Source organism: Sphaerimonospora thailandensis, from assembly GCF_016863115.1.
GTDB lineage: Bacteria > Actinomycetota > Actinomycetes > Streptosporangiales > Streptosporangiaceae > Sphaerimonospora > Sphaerimonospora cavernae.
Genome location: NZ_BOOG01000041.1, coordinates 1 through 22,283 on the forward strand (window position 1 = coordinate 1; position 22,283 = coordinate 22,283).

Annotated in this window: 22 protein-coding genes, 1 tRNA gene and 1 pseudogene; 19 read left to right on the plus strand and 5 right to left on the minus strand. The window is 68.1% G+C overall.

Translation table 11 applies throughout. The features are described 5' to 3' along the window. Both Mth01_RS20495 and Mth01_RS20500 read right to left on the minus strand, forming a co-directional pair. A pseudogene (locus Mth01_RS20495) lies at positions 1-470 on the minus strand (trypsin-like serine peptidase); the annotation flags it as partial. Positions 471-839: 369 nt separating this feature from the next. Continuing rightward, on the minus strand, positions 840-1,391 hold the full coding sequence (locus Mth01_RS20500; RefSeq protein WP_204017526.1) for a MarR family winged helix-turn-helix transcriptional regulator: 552 nt from the start codon (positions 1,389-1,391) through the stop codon (positions 840-842). Positions 1,392-1,474: 83 nt separating this feature from the next. Between Mth01_RS20500 and Mth01_RS20505 the strand changes: the two genes are divergently transcribed. Next, complete coding sequence (locus Mth01_RS20505; protein ID WP_239089852.1) at positions 1,475-2,290, plus strand: trans-aconitate 2-methyltransferase; 816 nt, start codon at positions 1,475-1,477, stop codon at positions 2,288-2,290. On the opposite strand, the gene Mth01_RS20510 is transcribed toward Mth01_RS20505, so the two are convergent. After that, the gene (locus Mth01_RS20510; RefSeq protein ID WP_239089853.1) at positions 2,287-3,156 is read right to left on the minus strand and encodes a TetR/AcrR family transcriptional regulator; all 870 of its coding nucleotides are present in this window, start codon (positions 3,154-3,156) and stop codon (positions 2,287-2,289) included. The genes Mth01_RS20505 and Mth01_RS20510 overlap by 4 nt on opposite strands. 103 nt (positions 3,157-3,259) lie before the next feature. Further along, positions 3,260-4,198 carry an acyl-CoA desaturase gene (locus Mth01_RS20515; protein WP_204017527.1) on the minus strand — a complete coding sequence of 313 codons (939 nt, stop codon included), beginning with the start codon at positions 4,196-4,198 and terminating at the stop codon, positions 3,260-3,262. Between the two features lie 268 nt (positions 4,199-4,466). Here Mth01_RS20515 and Mth01_RS20520 point away from each other — a divergent pair, with 268 nt between their 5' ends. The 17 genes from Mth01_RS20520 (at position 4,467) to Mth01_RS20600 (ending at position 20,686) form a co-directional block, all read left to right on the plus strand. Continuing rightward, complete coding sequence (locus tag Mth01_RS20520; protein WP_204017528.1) at positions 4,467-5,345, plus strand: helix-turn-helix domain-containing protein; 879 nt, start codon at positions 4,467-4,469, stop codon at positions 5,343-5,345. A gap of 104 nt (positions 5,346-5,449) precedes the next feature. Continuing rightward, positions 5,450-5,521, plus strand: a tRNA-Gln gene (locus Mth01_RS20525). A 161-nt stretch (positions 5,522-5,682) separates the two neighbouring features. Next, positions 5,683-7,185 (plus strand): bifunctional UDP-N-acetylglucosamine diphosphorylase/glucosamine-1-phosphate N-acetyltransferase GlmU, encoded by a 1,503-nt coding sequence (glmU, locus tag Mth01_RS20530; protein WP_204017529.1) that lies wholly within the window; start codon positions 5,683-5,685, stop codon positions 7,183-7,185. A gap of 231 nt (positions 7,186-7,416) precedes the next feature. Beyond that, complete coding sequence (locus tag Mth01_RS20535) at positions 7,417-8,394, plus strand: ribose-phosphate diphosphokinase (RefSeq protein ID WP_204017530.1); 978 nt, start codon at positions 7,417-7,419, stop codon at positions 8,392-8,394. A 109-nt stretch (positions 8,395-8,503) separates the two neighbouring features. Beyond that, positions 8,504-9,088, plus strand: a complete 585-nt coding sequence (locus tag Mth01_RS20540; protein WP_204017531.1) for a 50S ribosomal protein L25/general stress protein Ctc — start codon at positions 8,504-8,506, stop codon at positions 9,086-9,088. A gap of 118 nt (positions 9,089-9,206) precedes the next feature. Continuing rightward, positions 9,207-9,830 carry an aminoacyl-tRNA hydrolase gene (gene pth / locus Mth01_RS20545; RefSeq protein ID WP_204017532.1) on the plus strand — a complete coding sequence of 208 codons (624 nt, stop codon included), beginning with the start codon at positions 9,207-9,209 and terminating at the stop codon, positions 9,828-9,830. A gap of 138 nt (positions 9,831-9,968) precedes the next feature. After that, positions 9,969-10,694: a sugar transferase gene (locus tag Mth01_RS20550; RefSeq protein ID WP_407695962.1), complete on the plus strand. Its 726-nt coding sequence runs from the start codon at positions 9,969-9,971 to the stop codon at positions 10,692-10,694. A 3-nt stretch (positions 10,695-10,697) separates the two neighbouring features. Then, positions 10,698-11,486, plus strand: a complete 789-nt coding sequence (locus Mth01_RS20555) for a 3'(2'),5'-bisphosphate nucleotidase CysQ (RefSeq protein WP_204017534.1) — start codon at positions 10,698-10,700, stop codon at positions 11,484-11,486. Further along, complete coding sequence (cysD, locus tag Mth01_RS20560) at positions 11,473-12,387, plus strand: sulfate adenylyltransferase subunit CysD (protein WP_204017535.1); 915 nt, start codon at positions 11,473-11,475, stop codon at positions 12,385-12,387. The genes Mth01_RS20555 and cysD overlap by 14 nt, the downstream gene beginning before the upstream one ends. 97 nt (positions 12,388-12,484) lie before the next feature. After that, a complete protein-coding gene (cysN, locus tag Mth01_RS20565) occupies positions 12,485-13,747 on the plus strand; it encodes a sulfate adenylyltransferase subunit CysN (protein WP_204017536.1) in 1,263 nt (420 codons plus the stop codon). 203 nt (positions 13,748-13,950) lie between these two features. Next, entirely contained in the window at positions 13,951-15,066 is a 1,116-nt protein-coding gene (locus tag Mth01_RS20570) for a sulfotransferase (RefSeq protein ID WP_239089854.1), read from the plus strand. Next, positions 14,975-15,397, plus strand: coding sequence for an aspartate 1-decarboxylase (panD, locus tag Mth01_RS20575; protein ID WP_204017537.1), 423 nt, complete (start codon positions 14,975-14,977; stop codon positions 15,395-15,397). The genes Mth01_RS20570 and panD overlap by 92 nt, the downstream gene beginning before the upstream one ends. A 149-nt stretch (positions 15,398-15,546) precedes the next feature. After that, entirely contained in the window at positions 15,547-16,194 is a 648-nt protein-coding gene (locus tag Mth01_RS20580) for a class I SAM-dependent methyltransferase (protein WP_204017538.1), read from the plus strand. A gap of 132 nt (positions 16,195-16,326) precedes the next feature. After that, entirely contained in the window at positions 16,327-16,776 is a 450-nt protein-coding gene (locus tag Mth01_RS20585) for an excisionase family DNA-binding protein (protein WP_204017539.1), read from the plus strand. Positions 16,777-16,799: 23 nt separating this feature from the next. Beyond that, positions 16,800-17,372 (plus strand): PIN domain-containing protein, encoded by a 573-nt coding sequence (locus Mth01_RS20590; RefSeq protein WP_204017540.1) that lies wholly within the window; start codon positions 16,800-16,802, stop codon positions 17,370-17,372. A gap of 174 nt (positions 17,373-17,546) precedes the next feature. After that, positions 17,547-19,133: a serine/threonine protein kinase gene (locus Mth01_RS20595; RefSeq protein WP_204017541.1), complete on the plus strand. Its 1,587-nt coding sequence runs from the start codon at positions 17,547-17,549 to the stop codon at positions 19,131-19,133. A 77-nt stretch (positions 19,134-19,210) separates the two neighbouring features. Continuing rightward, positions 19,211-20,686 carry an AAA family ATPase gene (locus tag Mth01_RS20600; protein ID WP_239089855.1) on the plus strand — a complete coding sequence of 492 codons (1,476 nt, stop codon included), beginning with the start codon at positions 19,211-19,213 and terminating at the stop codon, positions 20,684-20,686. Positions 20,687-20,702: 16 nt separating this feature from the next. On the opposite strand, the gene Mth01_RS20605 is transcribed toward Mth01_RS20600, so the two are convergent. Further along, complete coding sequence (locus Mth01_RS20605) at positions 20,703-21,671, minus strand: EamA family transporter (protein ID WP_204017542.1); 969 nt, start codon at positions 21,669-21,671, stop codon at positions 20,703-20,705. Positions 21,672-21,776: 105 nt separating this feature from the next. Between Mth01_RS20605 and Mth01_RS20610 the strand changes: the two genes are divergently transcribed. Beyond that, entirely contained in the window at positions 21,777-22,277 is a 501-nt protein-coding gene (locus Mth01_RS20610) for a MarR family winged helix-turn-helix transcriptional regulator (protein WP_204017543.1), read from the plus strand. Positions 22,278-22,283 lie beyond the last annotated feature (6 nt).

Below are 22,283 nucleotides of genomic sequence, written 5' to 3' on the forward strand. Positions count from 1 at the left end.
CCCAGCGTCTCCTTGTTCTTGGCGGTGTCGTAGACGCAGTGACCCGCGGTCGCCACCAGGTTCTTGTAGTACCCCTGAACCGAGGTGGCCGAGCACCAGTGCGGCCTGCCGTCGCCACCGGTGAAGAACACCTTGCCCACGGTCCGGGGCAGGTTGACGTTCTTCGTCTTGGCGGTGGCCGCCTTCTGGTCGCCGCTGGACCCGACGGTGCCGGGCTTGTCGCTGGCGCTGGTCACCGCGCCGTGTTTGACGCCCCTGGTGGAGAGCGTCGTCTCCACGGCGTACGGCGTCGCGTTGATGAGGTTGGCCTTGGCCTCGGCGATCCAGTACTGCACAACCTGCTGGGCGGCGAAGTTGGTCTTCGCCAGGTTGACTGCCGGAGGCGCGTCGGCGGCGTGAGCCGGCGCCGCGATGGCGGCGGTGGCCAGCATGCCGGCCACAGCTCCGCCGAGAGCGAGAGTCCGCTTCATTACTTTCTCCCTGGTCTGTCGTGGAGCGTCACTTTCGCCCCATTCGTCAGTAAAGGAATGCTCAAAACGCTAACCCAAAGACCAAGGAGTGGGCGCATCTTTATCGATCGACTTTTAGGGTGACCGAAACTGACATACCCGGTGTTCCTTCTGCCGTTCGCGAGACCTCCTCGTGTCTTTCCTGATCACGGGGATGGCGGCGGACAGCACCTCACGCAGCGTGATGCGGCCCCCCCGCCCTCAATGTGAGCTAAATCACACAGAAAAGGCGGCACGGACAGACCCGGTCAGTACGTCCGATTAGGGACCCACTCCCTCAAGTCCCGCCTGTCGCCCGGAGGAGACCCCGAGGAAGCCCCGAGGGGAGCGTCAGGCGCGGCCCATGGGCGGGTGGTGGGCTCCCGCGTTCTCGGCGGAGGCGTCGAAGGGGACGAGCAGCGTACGCAGCAGCCCCGCGAGGGCCTGCCGCTCATGCTGTCCGAGACCGGCCAGGAGTTCGCGCTCCCGGCGCAGCAGGTCGGTGAAGGCGGCGTCGACCCGGGCGAGACCGGCCGCGGTCAGCCGCACCAGCACACCCCGCCGATCTTCCGGGTCGGGATTCCGGGTGACCAGACCGGCGGCGGCCAGTCGGTCGATGCGGTTCGTCATCGTCCCGGAGGTGACGAGCGTGGCCCGCAGCAGCGCCCCGGGGCTGAGCTCGTACGGCTTGCCCGCGCGGCGCAGCGCCGTCAGCACGTCGAACTCCCATGACTCCATGTCGTGCGCGGAGAAGGCGGCCCGGCGCTCGCGTTCGAGATGCCGGCTCAGCCGGGACACCCGGCTCAGCACTTCGAGCGGGGAGACGTCCAGATCGGGACGCTCCTGCCGCCATGCCGCGACCAGCCGGTCGACCTCGTCCTCGGCGGGCCTCGGAAAGCTCATGCGCCCGATTCTAGCTGTCTTGACATCGAGATATCCCGGGAAATACCTGATATCTTGACGTCAAGATATCAGGGAGGACATCCATGACGACCAGCGATATCTGGGACCCGGAGGTCTACGGGTGCTACGCGGACGAGCGGGCCCGGCCGTTCTTCGAACTCCTCAGTCGGGTGAACGCCGACAAACCCGCATGTGTAGTCGACCTCGGCTGCGGGACCGGCGAGCTCACCACTACTTTGTGCCGCCGCTGGCCCGAGGCCGAGATCCACGGCGTCGACTCGTCCCAGTCGATGATCGGCAAGGCGACGAGCGGCAAGGCGACGAGCGGCAAGGCGTCGACCGGACCGACGTTCGAGGTGGCGGACGTCCGTGACTGGTGGCCCGCCCGGCCGGTGGATGTGATCGTCTCGAACGCGGTCCTGCAGTGGATCCCCGAGCACCGTGACCTGCTGGCCCGCTGGGTCGGACAGCTGGCCGAGGACGGCACGCTCGCCTTCCAGGTGCCCGGCAACTTCGACGCGCCGAGCCACCGGGTCATCCGCGAGCTGTGCCGTACGGCCGCGTGGCGGGAGGAGCTGAGCGACATCTCGAGGACATCACCGGTGGGCGAGCCTGGCGAATACCTGGACCTGCTCGCCGGGCTCGGCTGCGAGGTGGACGCCTGGGAGACGACGTACGTCCACGTGCTGCCGGGGGATGACGCCGTGCTGAACTGGGTGAAGGGTACGGCGCTGCGGCCGATGCTCGATCGTCTGCCGCCCGGGCGTCACGCCGGCTTCCTCGCCGACTGCGCCCGCGTCCTGGGCGCCGCCTATCCGCGGCGGCCGTACGGCACGCCGTTTCCGTTCCGGCGGATCTTCGTCGTCGCGCGGGGTCCGGCAGGGTCTAGCGGGGTCTAGCGGGTTTCGCGCTCGCGCTGCCTGGCCAGCTCCCGCTGCTCGCGTTCACGCTGCTTCTCCTGCTCGCGCAGGGCCTTCTGCTGCCCCTTGAGCTCGCGCTCGCGCTGCTTCTCCTGCTCGCGGCGGAGCTTCTCCTGCTTCTTGAGCTTCCGCTCCCGGGCCTTCTCCAGCTCCTTGGATTCCCGTTCGTTCGGCCGGGCCGTACGCACCTCCGGCATGGGAGCGAGCACGAGGCCACGCGACCCGGGGGTGAGGGCGGGAGCGGGATCGAGACCGGTGAGGCCGTGCCAGGAGAGGTTGACCAGGTGGGCCGCGACATCCTCCCGGCGCGGCTTGCGCACGTCGAGCCACCACTGGCCCGTCAGCGCGGTCATGCCCACGAGCATCTGGGCATACATCGGAGCGAGATCGGGATCGTAGCCGCGCTCCTTGAACTCGTCGGCCAGCACGTCTTCGACCTGGCTCGCGATGTCACTGATCAGGCTCGCGAAGGTGCCGGTCCCGGAGGCGGCGTGCGAGTCGCGCACCAGGATGCGGAACCCCTCACTGCTCTCCTCGATGTACTGCAGCAGGGCGAGCGCGGCGCGCTCCAGCTTCACCAGCGCGTGCGACGCGGACAGGGCCTGGGTGACCAGGCTGAGCAGCCGCTGCATCTCGCGGTCGATGACCACCGCGTAGATGCCTTCCTTGCCGCCGAAGTGCTCGTAGACGACGGGCTTGGAGACCTTGGCGCTGGCCGCGATCTCCTCGACCGAGGTGCCGTCGAAACCCTTCTCCGCGAACAGGGTCCGGCCGATCTGGATCAACTGCTCGCGTCGCTCCGCGCCGGTCATGCGTTTTCGCGAGGACTGACTCACGGTTTCCATAATGGCGGGTCCTCCTGGCCCGGACCGGGCGGCGGGTCGCCGTAGGGGAGCCGCAGCCGCATTACGCTCCGCTCCCCCCTGCGATGCCGAGGTCGGCCGTTGGTCAGTTGAGCCGTTTCGCCGCCAGACGCTCCGGGCTCGGCCAGCGCACGTCGTGCACCCAGCCGGCCTTCTCGAACCAGCGGATCAGGCCGGCGCTCAGGTCGATCTGGCCCTTGAGCACGCCGTGGCGAGCGCAGGTCGGGTCGGAGTGGTGCAGGTTGTGCCAGGACTCGCCGAACGACGGGATCGCCAGCCACCACACGTTGCGCGACTTGTCGCGCACCTCGAACGTCTCCTCGCCGAAGACGTGGCAGATCGAGTTGATCGACCAGGTGACGTGGTGCAGCAGCCCGATCCGGATCACCGTGCCCCAGAAGAACGCGGTGACCATGCCCTGCCAGGACCAGGTCAACAGCCCGCCCAGCAGGGCGGGAAGCACGAGAGAGGTGATCGCCAGCTTCGGGAACCACCTGTGCAGCTTCATCACGTCCGGGTCCTTCATCAGGTCCGGCGCGTACTTCGCCCGGTTGGTGCGCTCGGACTCGAACAGCCAGCCGCAGTGCGCGTACAGCAGGCCCTTGCACAGCGATTTGAAGCCCGGGCCGAAGCGCCACGGGGAGTGCGGGTCGCCGTCCTTGTCGGAGAACTTGTGGTGCTTGCGGTGGGTGGCGACCCAGTCGAGCACGGACATCTCGAGCGAGAGGCTGCCGGCGATGCCCAGGACGAGCTTCATGGGCCGCTTCGCCTTGAACGAGCTGTGCGTGAAGTAGCGGTGGAATCCGACCGTGACGCCCAGCCCGGAGATGACGTAGAACGTGAGGGCGATCGCCACATCGGTCCAGCCCAGGCCCCAGCCCCAGGCGAACGGCACGGCGGCGATCACCGCGAGGATGGGGGCCCCGACGACGACGCCGAAAATGATCAGCTCGGCTTTCGTCTTCTTCTCCGGCTCGAATTCCGGCTTCGGCTGTGGTCCTGGGCGTTCGGTCAGAACGGTCATGGGCTACTACCTCACGGTTTGTCGCGACGCATGTCGTGGCTACGCAACCGTAACCTACGCCATCGTAAGTTACGGAGAGCCAAGGGCGAATGTCGGGAAGGTGACGCTCCCGCCTGGATCTGGTGGTGACTCCGTGTCTTGCATCACGGTCACCCCATCTGCTAAAGCGGCCCCTTATCCTCCCGGCGGCCTGTGCGGGGCCGCCCCGCCGCCTCCCGACCTCGGTAATCAGCCGGAAACTGTCAGTGACCCGAATTAGAGTTCGAGCATGTCCAGGACCTCCCAGCGGGCCGACAGGTTCGAAGCCCTCCGCGCGGAGGCGGCGGCCCTCCGCGCGGCCGGCAAGTCCCGCATGCAGATCAAAGAGACCCTCGGCATCCGCAGCAACGGAACCCTCGACGAACTCTTGAAGGGCACCGTCCCGCCGGAGTCGCTGCTCCGGCCGCGAGCCAAGGACGACTTGCGGCAGCGCGCTCGCGAGCTGCGTGCCCAGGGGTGGACCTATCGGGAGATCGGTGCGGAACTCGGAGTGTCCAAGTCCTCGATCTCCCTGTGGGTCAGGGATCTTCCTCGGGAGGGGCGGCTCAGCTATGAGGAGTTCCGTAAGCGGAACGACGAGGGGCGACGCCGTTACTGGGACCAGGAGCGCCGCACTCGCGAGGCCGCTCGCGGTGCCATAAGTGACGCCGCCGCGGATGAGATCGGCTTGTTGACCGACCGGGAGATCCTGATGCTCGGTGCGATCGCCTACTGGTGCGAGGGGGCGAAGAACAAGCCGCACCACCGTTACGATCGCTTGACATTCGTCAACAGCGACGCCGGCTTGATCAAGCTCTTTCTGCGGTTCCTCGACGTGGCCGGTGTCGATCGCGGGGATCTCATTTTTCGCCTCATGATCCATGAGAGTGCTGACGTGGTCGCCGCGCAGGAGTACTGGCGGGAGATCACGGGCGCGTCCGCCGAGCTGTTCAAAGAGCCGAGTCTGAAGCGCCACAACCCCAAGACCGTTCGGCGTAACGTGGGTGACGGCTACCGTGGCTGCCTGCGGATAGACGTGCGTCGATCGATGTGGCTGTATCGGAAGATCGAGGGATGGGTGAGGGGCGTGGTGCACGAAATCGAGGCTCCGGTCTCCGCACCTTCGTAGACTGGACGCCACGTGCACCGATCATCGCGAGACTGGAGCGTTTGCCGGTAAGGTGGAGGGGGTCAAGGCGACGATCATATAGGTGAGCTCGTAGTTTTGATCTTTCCGGCGTGGGGTAATTGGCAGCCCGCGGTCTTTTGGTGTCCGTTGTTCAGGTTCGAGTCCTGACGCCGGAGCTGCTCGTTTGGCGAAGTTTCAGGGGTAGGGTCTGGATCGGGTCCGGGAGGGCGGAAGGTAAGCTCTGACCTTGTCGGGCGGATGACCGTGTGACGCCCCGAACGGGTGCGCGGGAGGCGCTTCGACTCGTGTCAGCCGCGATGCCGAGGGAGCTCAGTCCGTGAGTGTGCCGGGTCCGGCCGCCGTCATCGTCCTCGCAGCGGGCGAGGGCACGCGGATGAAGTCGAAAACCCCCAAGGTCCTCCACGAGATCTGTGGTCGCGCGCTCGTGGACCACATGCTCGCAGCCTCACGCGGGCTCGCCCCGCAACGGCTGATCGTGGTCGTCGGCCATGCCAGGCAGCAGGTGACGGCCCATCTGGCGGCCACGTCGCCGGACGCGCTGCCGGTCGTCCAGGAGAAACAGAACGGCACCGGCCATGCCGTACGGACCGTCCTGGAAGCGGTGGGCCCGATCACCGGGACCGTCCTCGTGACGTACGGCGACACGCCGCTGCTGCGTACCGAGACGCTCGCCGCCCTGCTCGACCGGCATGGCAGTGAGGGCAACGCGGTCACGGTCCTCACCGCCGAGGTGCCCGATCCGACCGGATACGGCCGGATCATCCGCGACGCGGGCGGCGCCGTACTCGAGATCGTCGAGGACCGGGACGCCACTCCGGAGCAGCGGGTGATCCGGGAGATGAACTCCGGCGTCTACGCGTTCGACGGAGCGCTGCTGGCGGACGCCGTCCGCCGCGTCGGGGCCGCCAACGCCCAGGGCGAGGAGTACCTCACCGACGTGCTGTCCATCCTGAGGGAGGACGGGCACCGGGTCGGCGCCCACATCGCGGCGGACCACGTCGAGGTCGAGGGCGTCAACGACCGTGTGCAGCTCGCCTTCGCCCGTCGCGTGCTCGGCGAGCGCATCCTGCGAGCGCACATGCTGGCCGGGGTGACCATCGTCGACCCCGCCGCCACCTGGATCGACGCGGACGTGACGATCGAGCCCGACGCGGTGATCCATCCCGGCACGCACCTCAGGGGCGTGACGAGGGTCGCGTCCGGCGCCCAGGTCGGCCCGGACTGCACGCTCACCGACACCGTCGTCGGGGCCGACGCGGTGGTGCGCAACGCGGTCTGCGAGAGCGCCGAGATCGGGCCGGAGTCGTCCGTCGGACCCTTCGCCTACCTTCGCCCGGGCACCGTGCTCGGCCGCAAGGGCAAGATCGGCACATATGTCGAGACCAAGAACGCGACGATCGGCGACGGATCGAAGGTCCCGCACCTGACCTATGTCGGGGACGCCACCATCGGCACCGGTTCCAACATCGGGGCGGCCTGCGTCTTCGTGAACTACGACGGCATCGCCAAGCATCACACCGTGGTGGGCGATCACGTGCGGGTGGGCAGCGACAACATGCTCATCGCGCCCGTGACGATCGGCGACGGCGCCTACACCGCGGCCGGTTCGGTGATCACCGCGAATGTCCCGCCAGGGGCGATGGCGGTGGCACGCGGCCGGCAGCGCAATATTGAAGGGTGGGTGGCCAGCCGGCGGGCCGGCACCGCCTCCGCGGCGGCCGCCCAGCGTGCCATCGCCGCCGAAAACGCGGCCGCCGAAAGTGCGGCCGCCGAGAATGACGCGATCGCCGCCGAGGACGTGGAGGGCACGGCCGAGTAGGGGAAACACGCCCTGGCACAGGAGACCCGTACGGTGGCTCGGCCGGTCGGCCGCGGGTGCCGTACGTAAGCGGGAAAAGCGAAGAAGAGAACGAAAGATCGATGCGCGGACCCGAGCGCGCAGCCTCCGAACCCGGGGGCGGGAGGACACCGTGAACTACCAGCGGGACCGGGCATGTGACCAGGCATGCGGCCGGCCATGGAGGCAGGGTCGAAAGGTGAGGAGCACGGCATGAGCGGCAAGAAGACCACGGGAGAGCGGAACCTGATGTTCTTCTCCGGCCGTGCGTACCCGGAGTTGGCCGAGGAGATCGCGAACAATCTCGATATCGAGATCACGCCCACCGCGTTGCGGGATTTCGCCAACGGCGAGATCTACGTCCGCTATCTGGAGTCGGTTCGCGGATGCGACGCGTTCGTGTTGCAGAGCCACACGGCGCCGATCAACCAGTGGATCATGGAACAGTTGATCATGGTGGACGCCCTCAAACGGGCGTCGGCCAAGCGGATCACTGTGATCATGCCGTTCTACGGCTACGCGCGGCAGGACAAGAAGGGCCGCGGCCGTGAGCCGATCACGGCCCGCCTGATCGCGGACCTTTTCAAGGAGGCGGGCGCCGACCGGCTGATGTCGATCGACCTGCACACCTCCCAGATCCAGGGGTTCTTCGACGGTCCGGTCGACCACCTTTTCGCCCTTCCGGTGCTGCTCAAATATCTCCAGGGCAAGCTCGACCCGGCGACCACGACGATCGTCTCGCCCGACACCGGCCGCGTGCGGCTGGCCGAGCGCTGGTCCGACACGCTGGGCACCCCGGTGGCGTTCATCCACAAGCGACGCGACCTCGACGTGGCCAACCAGGTGAAGGTGCACGAGGTGGTCGGCAAGGTCCGGGGCCGGACCTGCGTGCTGATCGACGACATGATCGACACCGGTGGCTCGATCTGCAAGGCGGCGGACGCGCTCTATGAGCACGGCGCGACCGATGTGATCGCCGCGGCGACGCACGCGGTGTTCTCCGACCCCGCCGTGGACCGTCTGAAGAATTCGCGGATCTCCGAGGTGGTCGTCACCAACACGCTGCCGATCCCCGAGGAGAAGAGGTTCGACAGCCTCACGGTCCTGTCGATCGCACCGCTGATCGCCCGAGCCATCGAGCAGGTGTTCACCGACGGCTCGGTCACCAGCCTGTTCGAGGGCGACAGCTGACCGGCGCGGCCGCGGTAAGGTAGTGGGGTTGCGCTCGTAACGCCTTCCGCTAGGGCGGGTGAGGGGGAGCGCTCATCCATCCGTCGAGTTCATCCCTAGGAGATGTGCTGTGGCTGACGTCGTCATTTCCGTCGAACCGCGCAACGAGTTCGGCAAGGGCGCCGCGCGCAAGATCCGTCGCGCCCACAAGGTTCCCGCTGTGCTGTACGGCCACGGCACCGAGCCGCGGCACCTGACCCTGCCGGGTCACGAGCTGCTGCTCGCGCTGCGCACGCCGAACGTGCTGATCCACCTCCAGGGCGAGGGCGTCGACGAGATCGCGCTGCCCAAGGGCGTCCAGCGCGACCCGATCAAGGGCTTCCTCGAGCACATCGACCTGCTCCTGGTCAAGCGGGGCGAGAAGGTCACCGTCGAGATCCCGGTCACGGTCACGGGCGACCCGATCGGCAGTGCGATCGTCGACCAGCAGCTCGTCACGCTCGCCGTCGAGGCCGAGGCGACCGACATCCCGACCGGTGTCGAGGTGGACGTCGCCGGCAAGGACGTCGGCTTCGTCGTCAACGCGGGCGACATCACGCTGCCGCAGGGCGCCACGCTGGTCGACGACCCCGAGGCGCTGGTGCTGCACGTGATCGCCGCGCCGGCCGCCGCCCTGCCGGAGGCCGCCGAGGGCGAGGCCGCGGCCGCCGAGTAACGGCCGAGCAACGTACGAATCGACCGCCGCCATGACGGTCGAGTGAGAGAGTCCTCCACGGGATCGCCTGTGGAGGACTTCTCTGTTGTGATGACCACACCTGTCTGAGGAGACGGCGATGTTTTCCCGCGGCAATGGAGTCGCCGAACGGCGGTGGTTGATCGTCGGCCTGGGCAATCCGGGGCCGGAGTACGCCGGAAACCGGCACAACGTGGGTTTCATGGTGCTGGACGAGCTCGCCTCCCGGGTCGGCGGGCGGTTCAAGGCGCACCGGTCGCGAGCGGAGATCGTCGAGGGCAGGCTGGCGGGCACGCCGGTCGTCCTGGTGAAGCCGCTGTCGTTCATGAACCTCTCCGGCGGCCCGGTCAAGGCGCTCGCCGACTTCTTCAAGGTCGCGCCGGACAGCGTGATCGTGGTGCACGACGAGCTGGACATTCCGTACGGCGCGTTGCGCACGAAGGCGGGCGGCGGCGACAACGGCCACAACGGGCTGAAGTCGATCACCAAGACCCTGGGCACCCGCGACTACCTGCGGATCCGCTTCGGCATCGGACGGCCTCCCGGGCGGATGGACCCGGCGACCTTCGTGCTGCGGGACTTCGCCACGGTGGAGCGCAAGGATCTGCCGTTCCTGGTCGACCGCACGGCCGACATGGCGGAGTCGCTGCTCACCGCCGGTGTCGAGGCCACCCAGAACAAGTTCCACGCGGCGGACCTCAACCCGGCGAAGCCGCCGCGCTGAAGCCGCACCCGCCGGACAGAACCGTCCGCTGAATGAGCGGCTGAATACACGCCGGAGCTGTCATCCGCAATGACGACCTTGGGTGTTTCTATAATCACCCTTGGTAGTCGAGTTGCGATCAGCAGCCTGGAGGCACGCGTGCTGGACGGTGAGATGCCCCCGGCGAGCACCGGCAGTGAGTCGTTCACCGGCGGGCCGCCGCCCTCCATGCGGCCATCCGAGGTTCGACCGGCCGGGGCTTCACCATCCGGGCCGACGCGTGCGCGACGCCTCGGCAAGGCCTGCTTCGACCGGATGGTCGCCGCCGTCGCGCTGATCTTCCTGGGTCCGGTCATGGTCGCGATCGCCGTGGCCGTACGGCTCACCAGTCGCGGGCCGGCGCTGGTCGGCCGGCGGCGGATCGGCAGAGACGGCGCGGAGTTCACGCTCCTGAGATTCCGTACGACGCGGCAGGGCGCGCAGGACCGGAGGGTCGAGCTCCTCGGAGACCTCGTCAGCGACCGGCACGGCCCACTTCTCAAGATCGGGCGGGATCCGAGGGTGACGCCGCTCGGCGTCCGGCTGAGACGGCGTTCGCTCGACGAGCTCCCCCAACTGATCAACGTGCTGCGCGGTGACATGTCCCTGGTCGGCCCGCGCCCCATGCCGCCGGAGGAGGTCGAGCGGTACGGTGACCACGCGCGCGGGCGGCTGGTGGTCCGGCCGGGGATGACCGGGCCGTGGCAGGTTGACGGCGGCGCCGACCTGTCGTGGGAGGAATCGGTACGGTTGGACCTGCGTTATGTCGAGAACTGGTCTGTGATGTTGGATCTGCGGATCCTGTGGAAGACATGGTCCACGGTGGCCCGCCGGGCGGGAGCGTAGCTGATGACGATCCGGGACGACCATTCCCTCGCCGGTGACCTGGCCACCGAGGCGGGGGAGCGGCTCCTCGAGCTCCGCGCCCGTCACGGGTTCGAGGATCAGCGGGCCCTGCGGGACGCCGGCGATCGCGCCGCGCACGTCTTCCTCACCGAGGCCCTGGCGCGTCTGCGGCCCGGCGACGCGGTGCTGTCGGAGGAGGCGACCCGCGAGGAGCGGGCCGATCCCCGGCGGCTGTCCGCCCGGCGGGTGTGGATCGTCGATCCTCTCGACGGCACCCGCGAGTTCGGCGAGGCCGGCCGGTCCGACTGGGCCGTGCACGTCGCCCTGTGGGAGGACGGGAGGCTGGCAGCGGGCGCCGTCGCGCTCCCGGCTCAGGGCCGTACGCTCACGACGGCGAAACCACCCGTCCTGCCGGAGCCGGCGGGACGGTTCCGCATCGCGGTCAGCCGCAGCCGTCCTGCCGAGTTTCTCCCGGAGCTGGCCGATCAGGTGGGCGCGGAGCTCGTACCGATCGGATCCGCCGGAGGCAAGATCGCCGCAGTGCTGAGCGGCGAGGCCGAGGCGTACGTCCACGCCGGCGGGCAGTACGAGTGGGACTCGGCGGCTCCGGTGGCGGTGGCGCTCGCGGCGGGAGCCCACGCGAGCAGGATCGATGGCGCAACGCTGACCTACAACCGGGCAGACCCGTGGCTCCCGGATATCCTGGTCTCCCTACCGGATCTGGCGACAACCCTGCTCGCCGGAATCCGTGACCTGCAGTCTCCCCTAAGGAAGCCCAATGCTTCAGCGTGACTACACGACGTCGCAGCTCGACGTGCTCGAAGCCGAGGCGATCCACATCATGCGTGAGGTCGCGGCGGAGTTCGAACGGCCGTGTCTGCTCTTCTCGGGCGGCAAGGACTCGATCGTGATGCTGCGGGTCGCGGAGAAGGCGTTCTGGCCCGCCCCCATTCCGTTCCCCCTCATGCATGTGGACACCGGCCACAACTTCCCCGAAGTGATCGAGTTCAGGGACCGGCGGGTGGCCGAGCTGGGCGTGCGGCTCGTCGTCGCCTCGGTCCAGGCGTCCATCGACACGGGCCGGGTGGTCGAGCAGACCGGGCGGCGGGCCTCCCGCAACCGGCTGCAGACCACCACGCTGCTCGACGGGATCGAGGACAACCGGTTCGACGCGGTGTTCGGCGGCGGCAGGCGCGACGAGGAGAAGGCCCGGGCCAAGGAGCGGGTGTTCTCCTTCCGCGACGAGTTCGGCCAGTGGGACCCCAAGAACCAGCGGCCCGAGCTGTGGAACCTCTACAACACCCGGATCCGCACGGGTGAGCACATCAGGGTGTTCCCGCTGTCCAACTGGACCGAGCTGGACGTGTGGCACTACATCCGGCGGGAGGGCGTGGAGATCCCGTCGATCTACTACGCGCACACCCGGAAGGTCTTCGAGCGCGACGGCATGCTGCTCGCCGACGCGACCGTGGTCCAGCGGGGCGACGACGAGCCCGTCTTCGAGGCCATGGTCCGCTATCGCACGGTGGGCGACATGACCTGCACCGGAGCCGTGGAGTCCACCGCCACGACGGTGGACCAGATCATCGACGAGATCGCCGCCACCCGGATCACCGAGCGCGGCGCCACCCGGGCCGACGACCGGGCCTCCGAGGCCGCGATGGAAGACCGCAAGAAGGAAGGCTACTTCTGATGCGCCTTCCCATGGCCCGCGGCGCTTTCGCACGCGCGGGTGATCTTCCGGGTGCGAGCCGTACGACCTTCGCCAAAGCTGGAGTAGCGGGAGAGTAATGGACATCCTTCGTTTCGCGACGGCGGGAAGTGTCGACGACGGCAAGTCCACGCTGATCGGACGGCTGCTCTTCGACTCCAAGGCGATCTTCGAGGACCAGTTGGAGGCCGTGGAGCGCACCTCGCGCGACCGCGGCACCGAATACACCGATCTGTCCTTGCTGACCGACGGCCTGCGTGCCGAGCGGGAGCAGGGCATCACGATCGACGTCGCCTACCGCTACTTCGCCACCCCCAGGCGGAAGTTCATCATCGCCGACACCCCGGGTCATATCCAGTACACCCGGAACATGGTGACCGGCGCCTCGACGGCCGACCTGGCGATCATCCTGATCGACGCGCGCAAGGGCGTGCTGGAGCAGTCGCGGCGGCACGCGTTCCTCGCGACGCTGCTGCGGGTGCCGCACCTCGTGCTCGCGGTGAACAAGATGGACCTGGTCGACTACTCCGAGGAGCGGTTCGAGGAGATCCGTGAGGAGTTCACCGCGTTCGCGTCGAAGCTGAACGCGACGGACCTCACGTTCGTTCCGATCTCCGCGCTGCACGGCGACAACGTGGTCGCCCGTTCGGAGAACATGCCGTGGTACGGCGGCTCCTCGCTGCTCCACCACCTGGAGAACGTGCACATCGCCTCCGACCGCAACCTGGTCGACGTACGGTTCCCGGTGCAGTACGTCATCCGGCCGCACAGCGCCACCAGCCAGGAACTGCACGACTACCGCGGGTACGCCGGGCAGGTCGCCGGGGGGGTGCTCAAGGCCGGCGACGAGGTCATGCACCTGCCCTCGGGGCTCACCACCACGATCAAGGCGATCGACACGTTCGAGGGCCGGGTGGAGGAGGCGTTCTCCCCCATGTCGGTCACGCTCCGGCTGGACGACGACATCGACATCTCGCGCGGCGACATGATCTGCCGGCCGAACAACCAGCCGAAGGCCGCCCAGGAGATCGAGGCGATGATCTGCTGGATGGCCGACGGCCTCAAGCTGCAGCCCCGGACCAAGCTCGTGATCAAGCACACCACGCGTACGGCCCGGGCCCTGGTCAGGGACCTGCACTACCGGCTCGACGTCAACACCCTGCACCGGGACGAGACGGCGACCTCGCTCGGCCTCAACGAGATCGGCCGGGTGTCGCTGCGCACGACCCAGCCGCTTTTCGTGGACGAGTACGCGCGCAACCGCCTCACCGGCGGGTTCATCCTGATCGACGAGGCCACCAACGGCACGGTCGGCGCCGGAATGATCATCGACTCGCACTGAGGTTCTCGAAGGGGGACGGGCGGGAACGCCGGAGCACCCGCCCACCCCCATGTTCACGTCTCGAATGACAAACCTGAAATTACACGTGCGACGTCTGGGTACGGAGATCCCCAGAGCCGAGTAGATCATCGGAGCATCCCCGATCCGGCGGTAACACCCCGCGTTAGGTTCATCGCGTTTCGTATCGATAACGTGGAGGACCAGTGGCCGAGGCCGATCCGGTGATCTTCATAGGGGGGCTCGGGCGTAGCGGCAGCATGCTGCTGGAACGCCTGCTCGGTGAGCTGCCCGGGGTCGCGCCGCTCGGAGAGGTCGCCCACCTGTGGCGGCACGGCGTACAGGCGGGCGAACCCTGTGGTTGCGGGCAGCCGTTCGAGCATTGCCCGTTCTGGCGGAAGGTGGGCGCCCGAGGCTTCGGCCAGTGGCGGGAGAGCCAGATCGGATGGCTGAGGCGGCTGTGTGTGCGGGTCGACCGTACCCGCCGCATCCCGGCGTACGCCCTCGGGTTCGTGTCGCGAGAGGCGGAGTTGGTCGAGTACGTCCGCTCGTACACCCGGATCTACGCCGCGGCCGCCGAGATCGCCGACGCCCACACCGTCGTGGACTCGAGCAGGCACGCCTCCCTGGCGTACTGTCTATCCGCGATCATGGATCTGCGGATCGTCCATCTGGTGCGCGACCCGCGGGCGGTGGCTGCTTCCAGGCGCGGAAAGGCGCGGCACAGGAAGCCGCGCCTGCCGGAGGACGGTCGGCCGACGACCCGGCCGGAGGCCCGGTGGACGCCGGTCAGGACGGCCGTCGACTGGTTCGTGCAGAACCTCGCCTTCGAGTTCCTCCGGGGCAAGGGCGTGGACGTCGTCCGCGTCCGCTACGAGGACCTGCTGGCCCGGCCGGCGGAGACGCTGGACGCGTTGACCACCCGGCTCGGCCTGCCGCACGCGACGGAGTCCTTCGCGTTCCTCGGCGATCGGCAGGCGCGGATCGGCGTCGCGCACACCGTCGCAGGCAATCCGCTGCGGTTCGGCGTCGGCCGGATCGGGTTCCGTGACCGTCCGGTGAAGCTGCCGGCCACCCACCGGTGGCTGGTCACCGCGCTGACGTGGCCGTTGCTCCTCCTGTACGGCTACCGCCTCGGCGGCCTGACGCCACGGCGACGGGCGACCGCGTCGCGGGTCCGACGGCCGCATATCATCGACGGCGCATCGTCCTCCGAGCCTGCGAGAGTCCATGTTCCGCACACTGATGAAGTCGAAGATCCACCGTGCCACCGTCACCCAGGCCGACCTGCACTACGTCGGATCAGTCACCATCAGCGCTGACCTCATGGCCGCGGCCGATCTCGTGGCGGGCGAGAAGGTCGACATCGTCGACATAGACAACGGCAACCGCCTGTCGACGTACGTCATCGAGGGTCCGGCGGGTTCCGGGGTGATCGGGATCAACGGCGCCGCGGCCCGGCTCGTCGGCGTGGGCGACCTCGTGATCATCATCGCGTACGCGCTGGTGGCCGAGGAGGAGCTGGGCTCCCTCAAGCCGAGCGTGGTCTTCGTCGACCGGGACAACAAGATCGTCCAAGTCGGCGCCGACCCCGCCGACGCCCCCGACGGAACCGGCCTGACCCGCGGCGACACAGTCAACCCCACCGGTTGACGGCAGCGCTGGGCGCTCCACGCGACGGTGTATGTACTTCGGAATACGTTTCGAAGTGAAGGTGCTCAGGTCACTGGAGGGTCGAATCGCGGCGATCCGCATCGAGTACGTCCTGCCGGATTGTCGGTGGCGGTTGTGATGATGCGGTCATGACATCGACTCCTTCCATCGCCGAATACTGGGACGCCGAGGCCGGGCGCTTCGACGAGGAAACCGATCACGGGCTCAGGGACGCCTCGGTGCGGGCTGCCTGGGCAGAGCGGCTGCGGGCGTGGTTGCCCGACAGCCCGTCAAACGTGCTGGATCTGGGCTGCGGGACCGGATCGCTGAGCCTTCTTCTGGCCGAGCAGGGGCACCGGCCGGTGGGAGTCGATCTCTCGCGGAGGATGGTCGAGCAGGCCCGAACCAAGCTGACCGGAACCGGAGTCTGTGCCGAGGTGATGGTTGGTGATGCGGGAGATCCGCCGGTGGGAGAGCGACGGTTCGATGTGGTTCTGGCCCGGCACCTGCTGTGGACGCTGCCCGATCCGCAGGCCGCGCTGCGCCGCTGGATCGGGCTGCTGCGGCCGGGCGGCCGCCTCGTGCTGGTCGAGGGTCGGTGGAACACTCCGTCGGATGGCCTCTCGTACGCCCAGGGGGCCGAGTCCATGCCCTGGATGGGCGGCGTGAGCGCCGCCACGCTCGTGGACTCGCTCGAAGGGTTGGTGGCCGATCAGAGGGTCGAGCCGCTGACCGATCCGACGCTGTGGGGTCGTGAGATCGACGACGAACGGTACGCCCTCATCGCCATGACCTGACCGTGCTCCCCTGGGAACCGTGCCGTAATGCCACCTCCCGGCGTTTGGGGGCTCCAGCGCTCATAGAGCGTGTCTTTCGCAGGCCGTTGAGTTACAGTTATTTCAGATGTGGTTCCGTCTGTGGAGGTGGTCATGTCGCGCACCGGCATCCTGGCTCGTGCCACATGTGTTGAGCCGATCGACAGCGATCGTGAGTTGCTTGCTGAACTCCGGTCTGCCGATCCACCATGCGCGCGGTTGGTGCTGCGCGGATCCGACGGCCGAGACACCGTGCTGCCGGAGGGGCTCGTGCGCCTGGTACTAGCCGCAGCCCAGGATTTGGCGAAGGGTAACTCCATAGTGGCTCTGCCAGTAGAGACCCGACTGACTCCGAGTGAGGCCGCCCAACTGCTCGGCCTGTCACGGCCCTTCATTGTGCGCTTGCTCGACGAAGGTGAGATCCCGTCTCAGCACCTGCCTGGCAGCCGTCATCGTCTCGTCCGGCTCACAGACATCTTGGAGTTCCAGGCGAGACGGGAGCGGCGTGCAGAAGGCCGTAGCAGGATCATTGAAGCCGCAGAGGAGGCAGAGCTGCCCTACTGACATTTCTCTGGGGGTATCAACTGATGGCGAGGGTGTTCATCGACACCAACGTGTTGTTTCCGTTCTCGCTCATGGATCTGATGCTCGCCCTGACGGAAGACTCGGTTCACACGATGGTTTGGACCGATCATCTGCTGGAGGAATGGGAACGAGTCATCGTGCGGGAGCAGAGACGCTCGACGCCGTCGGCGTCCCGCATATGTGCGGCCATCCGGGAGTTTTTCGAAGATACCCGTATACCCGAAGAAGAGTACAAGTGTCTGATTGATCAGATGGAGGGCCCTGATCTCGATGATTGCCACCATATGGCCGCTGCCATAGTCGGGCGCGCTCAGGTGTTAGTCACGTGGAATCTTGGCGACTTCCCCGCTGGCTTTCTCGGCCGATATGGTGTGAACGTCGCGGATCCCGACGCTTACCTCTGCTCGCTGCTGGCCCAGTTTCCCAACGAAGTAGCTGCGGTCCTCATCAGGATGGCGGCAGGCAAGAGGCGACCACCTATGACAGCTTCGGACGTCGCCGATGCGCTTGATCGGGCGGGAGTTCGTACGTTTGCCCAGCGCGTCCGCTCGCTCTTGCCCGCTCAGTCGATATAGAAATCAGCGGATATCGCACGAATCGCTTGTCATGTTCCGCATGGCTTTAGGGGCAGGGCTGAGCACGAGTCGCGGGACTGGCCGTAAAGCTCCCGCTAGATCATTGGAGGGCGCGGGATGACCTTGGACTGGTTAGAGTCGTAGCCGACCGCGTCCCCCACCGTCGGAGAACGGATGTCTGCCCCACATCCCCCAGAGCCAGGTGATCCGACTCAACTCGGCCCCTACCGGATCAGGGGACGGATCGGGGAGGGCGGCCAGGGCGCCGTCTATCTGGGCGAGACGGAGGCCGGGAAGCCGGTGGCCGTCAAGCTCTTCCACGCCCGGTTCGACCTGGACTCGGCCGCCCGCGACGACTTCATCCGCGAACTGGAGGTGGCCAAGCGGGTCGCCCGCTTCTGTACGGCCCAGGTCCTGGACTTCGGCATCGCGGGCAACCGGCCGTACATCGTCAGTGAATATGTTCCCGGGCCCTCGCTGCACCAGGTGGTCAACGCGGAGGGACCGCGCTCGGGCAGCGCTCTCGAACGGCTCGCCGTCGCCACGGCCACGGCCCTGATCGCCCTGCACGACGCCGGGATCGTCCACCGGGACCTCAAGCCGCAGAACGTGCTGCTCGGCCCGGACGGCCCCAGGGTCATCGACTTCGGCATCGCCAGGGCTCTGGTCGGCGACAGCATGACGACCAGCCAGGTCGTCGGCACACCCGCCTACATGGCGCCCGAGCAGCTCACCGCGGGGCCGCTCGGCCTCGCCGTGGACGTGTTCGCCTGGGCGTCCACGATCGCTTTCGCGGCGTCGGGCCGCCCACCGTTCGGCAACGACGCGATCCCCGCCGTCATCACCAGGATCCTGAACGAGGAGCCGCGGCTTGACGGCATCGAGCAGCCGCTTCGCGACCTGCTCGCCGGCTGCCTCGCCAAGGATCCCCAGCGTCGCCCGTCGGCCCGGGAGATCCTCGACCGGCTGGTGGGCAGCGCCGCTTCGCCTTCAGTTCCGACTTCGGTCCCGTTCCCCGTTTCGACTTCCGGCCCGCCTACGGGTCCTATGACCGAACCGGGGACCGCGGTGGGCCAGGTGCCACGCCGGGCCAGGTGGATCGCCGCCATGTCCGCCACGGGGGCCGTGGTCGTCACGGGTGTCGCCCTGGCCGTCGCCCTGCTGCCCGGCGGCGACGTGACGCCGTCTCAGCCGGTCGGCGCGGAGGTCCCGGTGCGGACGCCGGTGGTGAGTGCGGCCGTCCCGGAGACCGCGGTCCCGGTGGCCCTGGAGACCGGTATGCCTGCCGACCTGGTCACGCCGAGTCCCCGCGTCAGGGTCACACGTCGCCCCACCACGAAACCGACGGCGGCGCCGAGGCCGACGACCCCCGCCACGGCCACGCAACGCCCCACGGCGAAGCCGACACCCCGGGCAACGGCTACACATCGGCCCCCAGCGAAGCCGACAACCGAGCCCAAGCCGACAACCTCGTCGCGCCCCCCGGCGCAGACGGAGCCCCCTCGACCGTCACCGGCGCCGACACGGCTGGTCGAGCTCGGTCCGGGGCACTTCACCGAATACTGCGTGTCGATCGGCTGGGAGTGGGTGGAGTATCGGGAGACGCCCCAGCCGGGCGCCTACTGTGTGAAGAACAAGGACAAGGCCGCCACGTACCTGACGCAGAGCCAACGTGACGCGGGCTGCCGTTGGCGCTTCAACGACCCGCACGCCTTCCACCGGTTCAAGGGCAAGTCCAACTACTGCTACGCCTATCGTTGATCGTCGGAGTCCGCGGAACTGTAGTTCACGGAACTATACTTCTGTAATTCGCCGGACGAGTGGGGCAGGTAAAGCAGATGGTGACCAAGCCGGAGCGGATCTTCGATCGGGTGCGCGAGTGGCAAGGGCTGGTCGCTTTCGCCACGGGTGTGCGGCAGGGACCGGGAGGCGCCGGCCTCGGAGTCGTCAGCGGGCGACGCCGTCAGGGGAAGAGCTTCCTGTTGCAGGCATTGACGGAGGCGACCGGCGGGCTGTACTTCGCGGCGACCGAGGCGACGGAGGCGGAGTCCCTCCGGCTCTTCACCGAGGCACTCACCCGATACAGCCGGGAGATCGTGAGCATCCCCTTCCGGGACTGGAACGACGCCATCGCCTACCTCTTCCGGGCCTTCCGCGGTCGGCCGGTTCCCGTGGTCATCGATGAGTTTCCCTTCCTGTCCAAGGTGTCGCCGTCTCTACCGTCGATCATCCAGCGGGAGCTCGGTCCCGGCGGCAGCGGAGGGGAGAGCGACGCGCGCCTGGTGCTCTGCGGATCGGCCATGTCCGTGATGGGAGGGCTCCTGTCGGGGAACGCCCCGCTGCGGGGCCGAGCCGGTCTCGAACTCGTGGTCCAGCCGTTCCGCTATCGGGACGCCGCGCAGTTCTGGGGGATCGACGACCCCCGGCTGGCGGTCCTCGTCCATGCGATCGTCGGTGGAACCCCGGCATACCGCTATGAGTTCACCCAGGGTGACGCGCCGGAGGGGATCGCCGACTTCGATCCCTGGGTGATCAGGACGGTGCTGAATCCGCAGAAGCCGCTCTTCCGGGAGGCGCGTTATCTCCTGGCGGAGGAGACGGACATCCGCGACCCGGCGCTCTATCATTCGGTGCTCGCCGCCATCGCGAGCGGCAACACCACCAACGGCGGCATCGCCAATTACATCGGTCGTAAGTCCGACCAGATCACTCATCCGCTCAACGTTCTGGAAGACAGCGCTCTGATCGCTCGGGAGCCTGACCTTTTCCGGGCGGGCCGCGTCCGGTACCGCATCGTGGAGCCGCTGATCACCTTCTATCAGGCCGTAATGCGGCGGCGCTGGGCGGAGCTTGAGATCCACCGGGCGGAGAGAGCCTGGTCCTCGTTGCGGCAGACGTTCCTCGCCCAGGTGGTGGGGCCGCATTTCGAGGCGCTGTGCCGGAGCTTCGCCGTTGAGTCCGGGGAGGCGCTGTACGGCGATTTTCCCGCAGAGGTCGGCTCAGGAGTGGTGAACGATCCGGCGGGCCGCTGCCAGATCGAGATCGACGTGGCCGTTCTCGACGCGGAAGATCATGGAAGGCCGCGCCGGATCCTCTCGTTGGGTGAGGTCAAGTGGGGCGAGACGATGGGTCATCACCACGTGGAGCGCCTGGCGAGAGCACGTGATCTTCTCGCGCTGAAGGGGTATGACACCCGGGAGACGGTCCTTGCCTGTTATGGCGGGTCCGGTTTCACCGAAGAGCTTCGGGCTTCCGCGGCCGACGACCGCCGCATCCTCCTGGTCGATCCGGAACGCCTCTATCGGCCCGACTGACGGCCGCCCTGCGAGGTCAGCGCGTCCGGCAGCTCTCATCGGCGAGAACCTGACGCGCAGGGCCCGAACCGGGTGATGGGGACCGTCCGACGGCGGTGGGTTTCGCCGGTGTCTGGCCGAGCAGGGTGCCGCCGAGGGCGATGGCCATGCCCAGCAGTTGGAGCGGGGTGAGGGCCTGGCCGAGGGCCGCCCAGCCGATGGCCGCCGCGGACAGCGGACTGATCAGGGTGAGGAACGCGACCGAGGTCGCGGGGAGGCGGGAGAGGCCGCGGAACCAGAGCCAGTACGCGATGGCGGTGCCGACGATGCCGAGATAGGCGTAGCCGAGAACGTTCTCGCCGGTGAGGGCGGGCGGTGGGCCCTCGATGAGCAGTGCGACGGGGACGAGCAGCAGCCCGCCGGCGGTGAGCTGCCAGCCGGTGAGGGTGAGCGCGCTGACACCGTCGGGGCGGCCCCAGCGCTTGGTGAGCACCGTACCGGCCGCCATGGACGCCGCCCCGGCCAGGCCGGCGAGCACCCCGACGGTGTCCAGCCCCGCGTTGGCGCGCAGGACGACCAGGCCGACCCCCAGCACTCCGGCGAGGCCGGCCAGCAGCCTGCGCGGCGTCGGCCGTTCGGCGAGCAGCGCGGCGGCGAAGCCGAGCGTGAACAGCGGACCCACCGCGCCCAGTACGGCCGCGACGCCGCCGGGCAGCCGGTACGCCGCCAGGAACAGCATCGGGAAGAACGCGCCGATGTTCAGCGCGCCGAGCACGGCCGCCCGCCAGATCCACTGCCCGCGCGGCGGCGTCCGGGTGATGGCGAGCAGCACCAGCCCGGCCGGCAGCGCCCTCGTCAACGCGGTGAAAAGCGGACGGTCGGGCGGCAGGAACTCCGTGGTGACGGCGTAGGTCGAGCCCCACACCAGCGGCGTGAACGTGGTGAGAGCGAGAGTCCCCGCGTGCGGCAGGGCCCCGGCAATGCGCGTGCCGGCGATGACGCCCATCCTGATCGCTCCTCATTGATAAACTCAACGTTGAGATAACAGCATGGCACTCGTCTCTACGTCAAGTAGATCAACGTTCATAATCTCTCCGGTGAGAGGAGTTCGATGGGCGACGCGGTGGATGTGGTGCTGGCCCAGTGGCGACGGGAGCGTCCCGACCTGGACGCGTGGCCGATGGGCGTCATCGGGCGGATCTCCCGGCTTTCGCGGCTGCTCGACCGCGAGCTGAAGGACTTCTTCGCCGGGCACGGGCTGGAGATCTGGGAGTTCGACGTGCTGGCCACGCTGCGCCGATCCGGCCCGCCGTACGAACTCACGGCGAGCGACCTGTACCGGGCGGCGATGGTGACCTCCGGGGCGATCACCAACCGGGTCGACCGGATGGCGGTCAAGGGGCTCGTCGAGCGGATCCCGGACGAGGAGGACCGGCGGTCGGTGCGCGTCCGCCTGACTGAGCAGGGGCTGGCCAAGGTCGAGGAGCTCGTCGGGCTGCACGTGGCGAACGAGGTCCGCCTCCTGGCGGCGCTGGCCCCGGAACAGCGTGATCAGCTGTCGGGTGCGCTGCGCACCCTGCTGGAGTCGTTGGGCGACACACCGCCGGAGTGAGGCGTT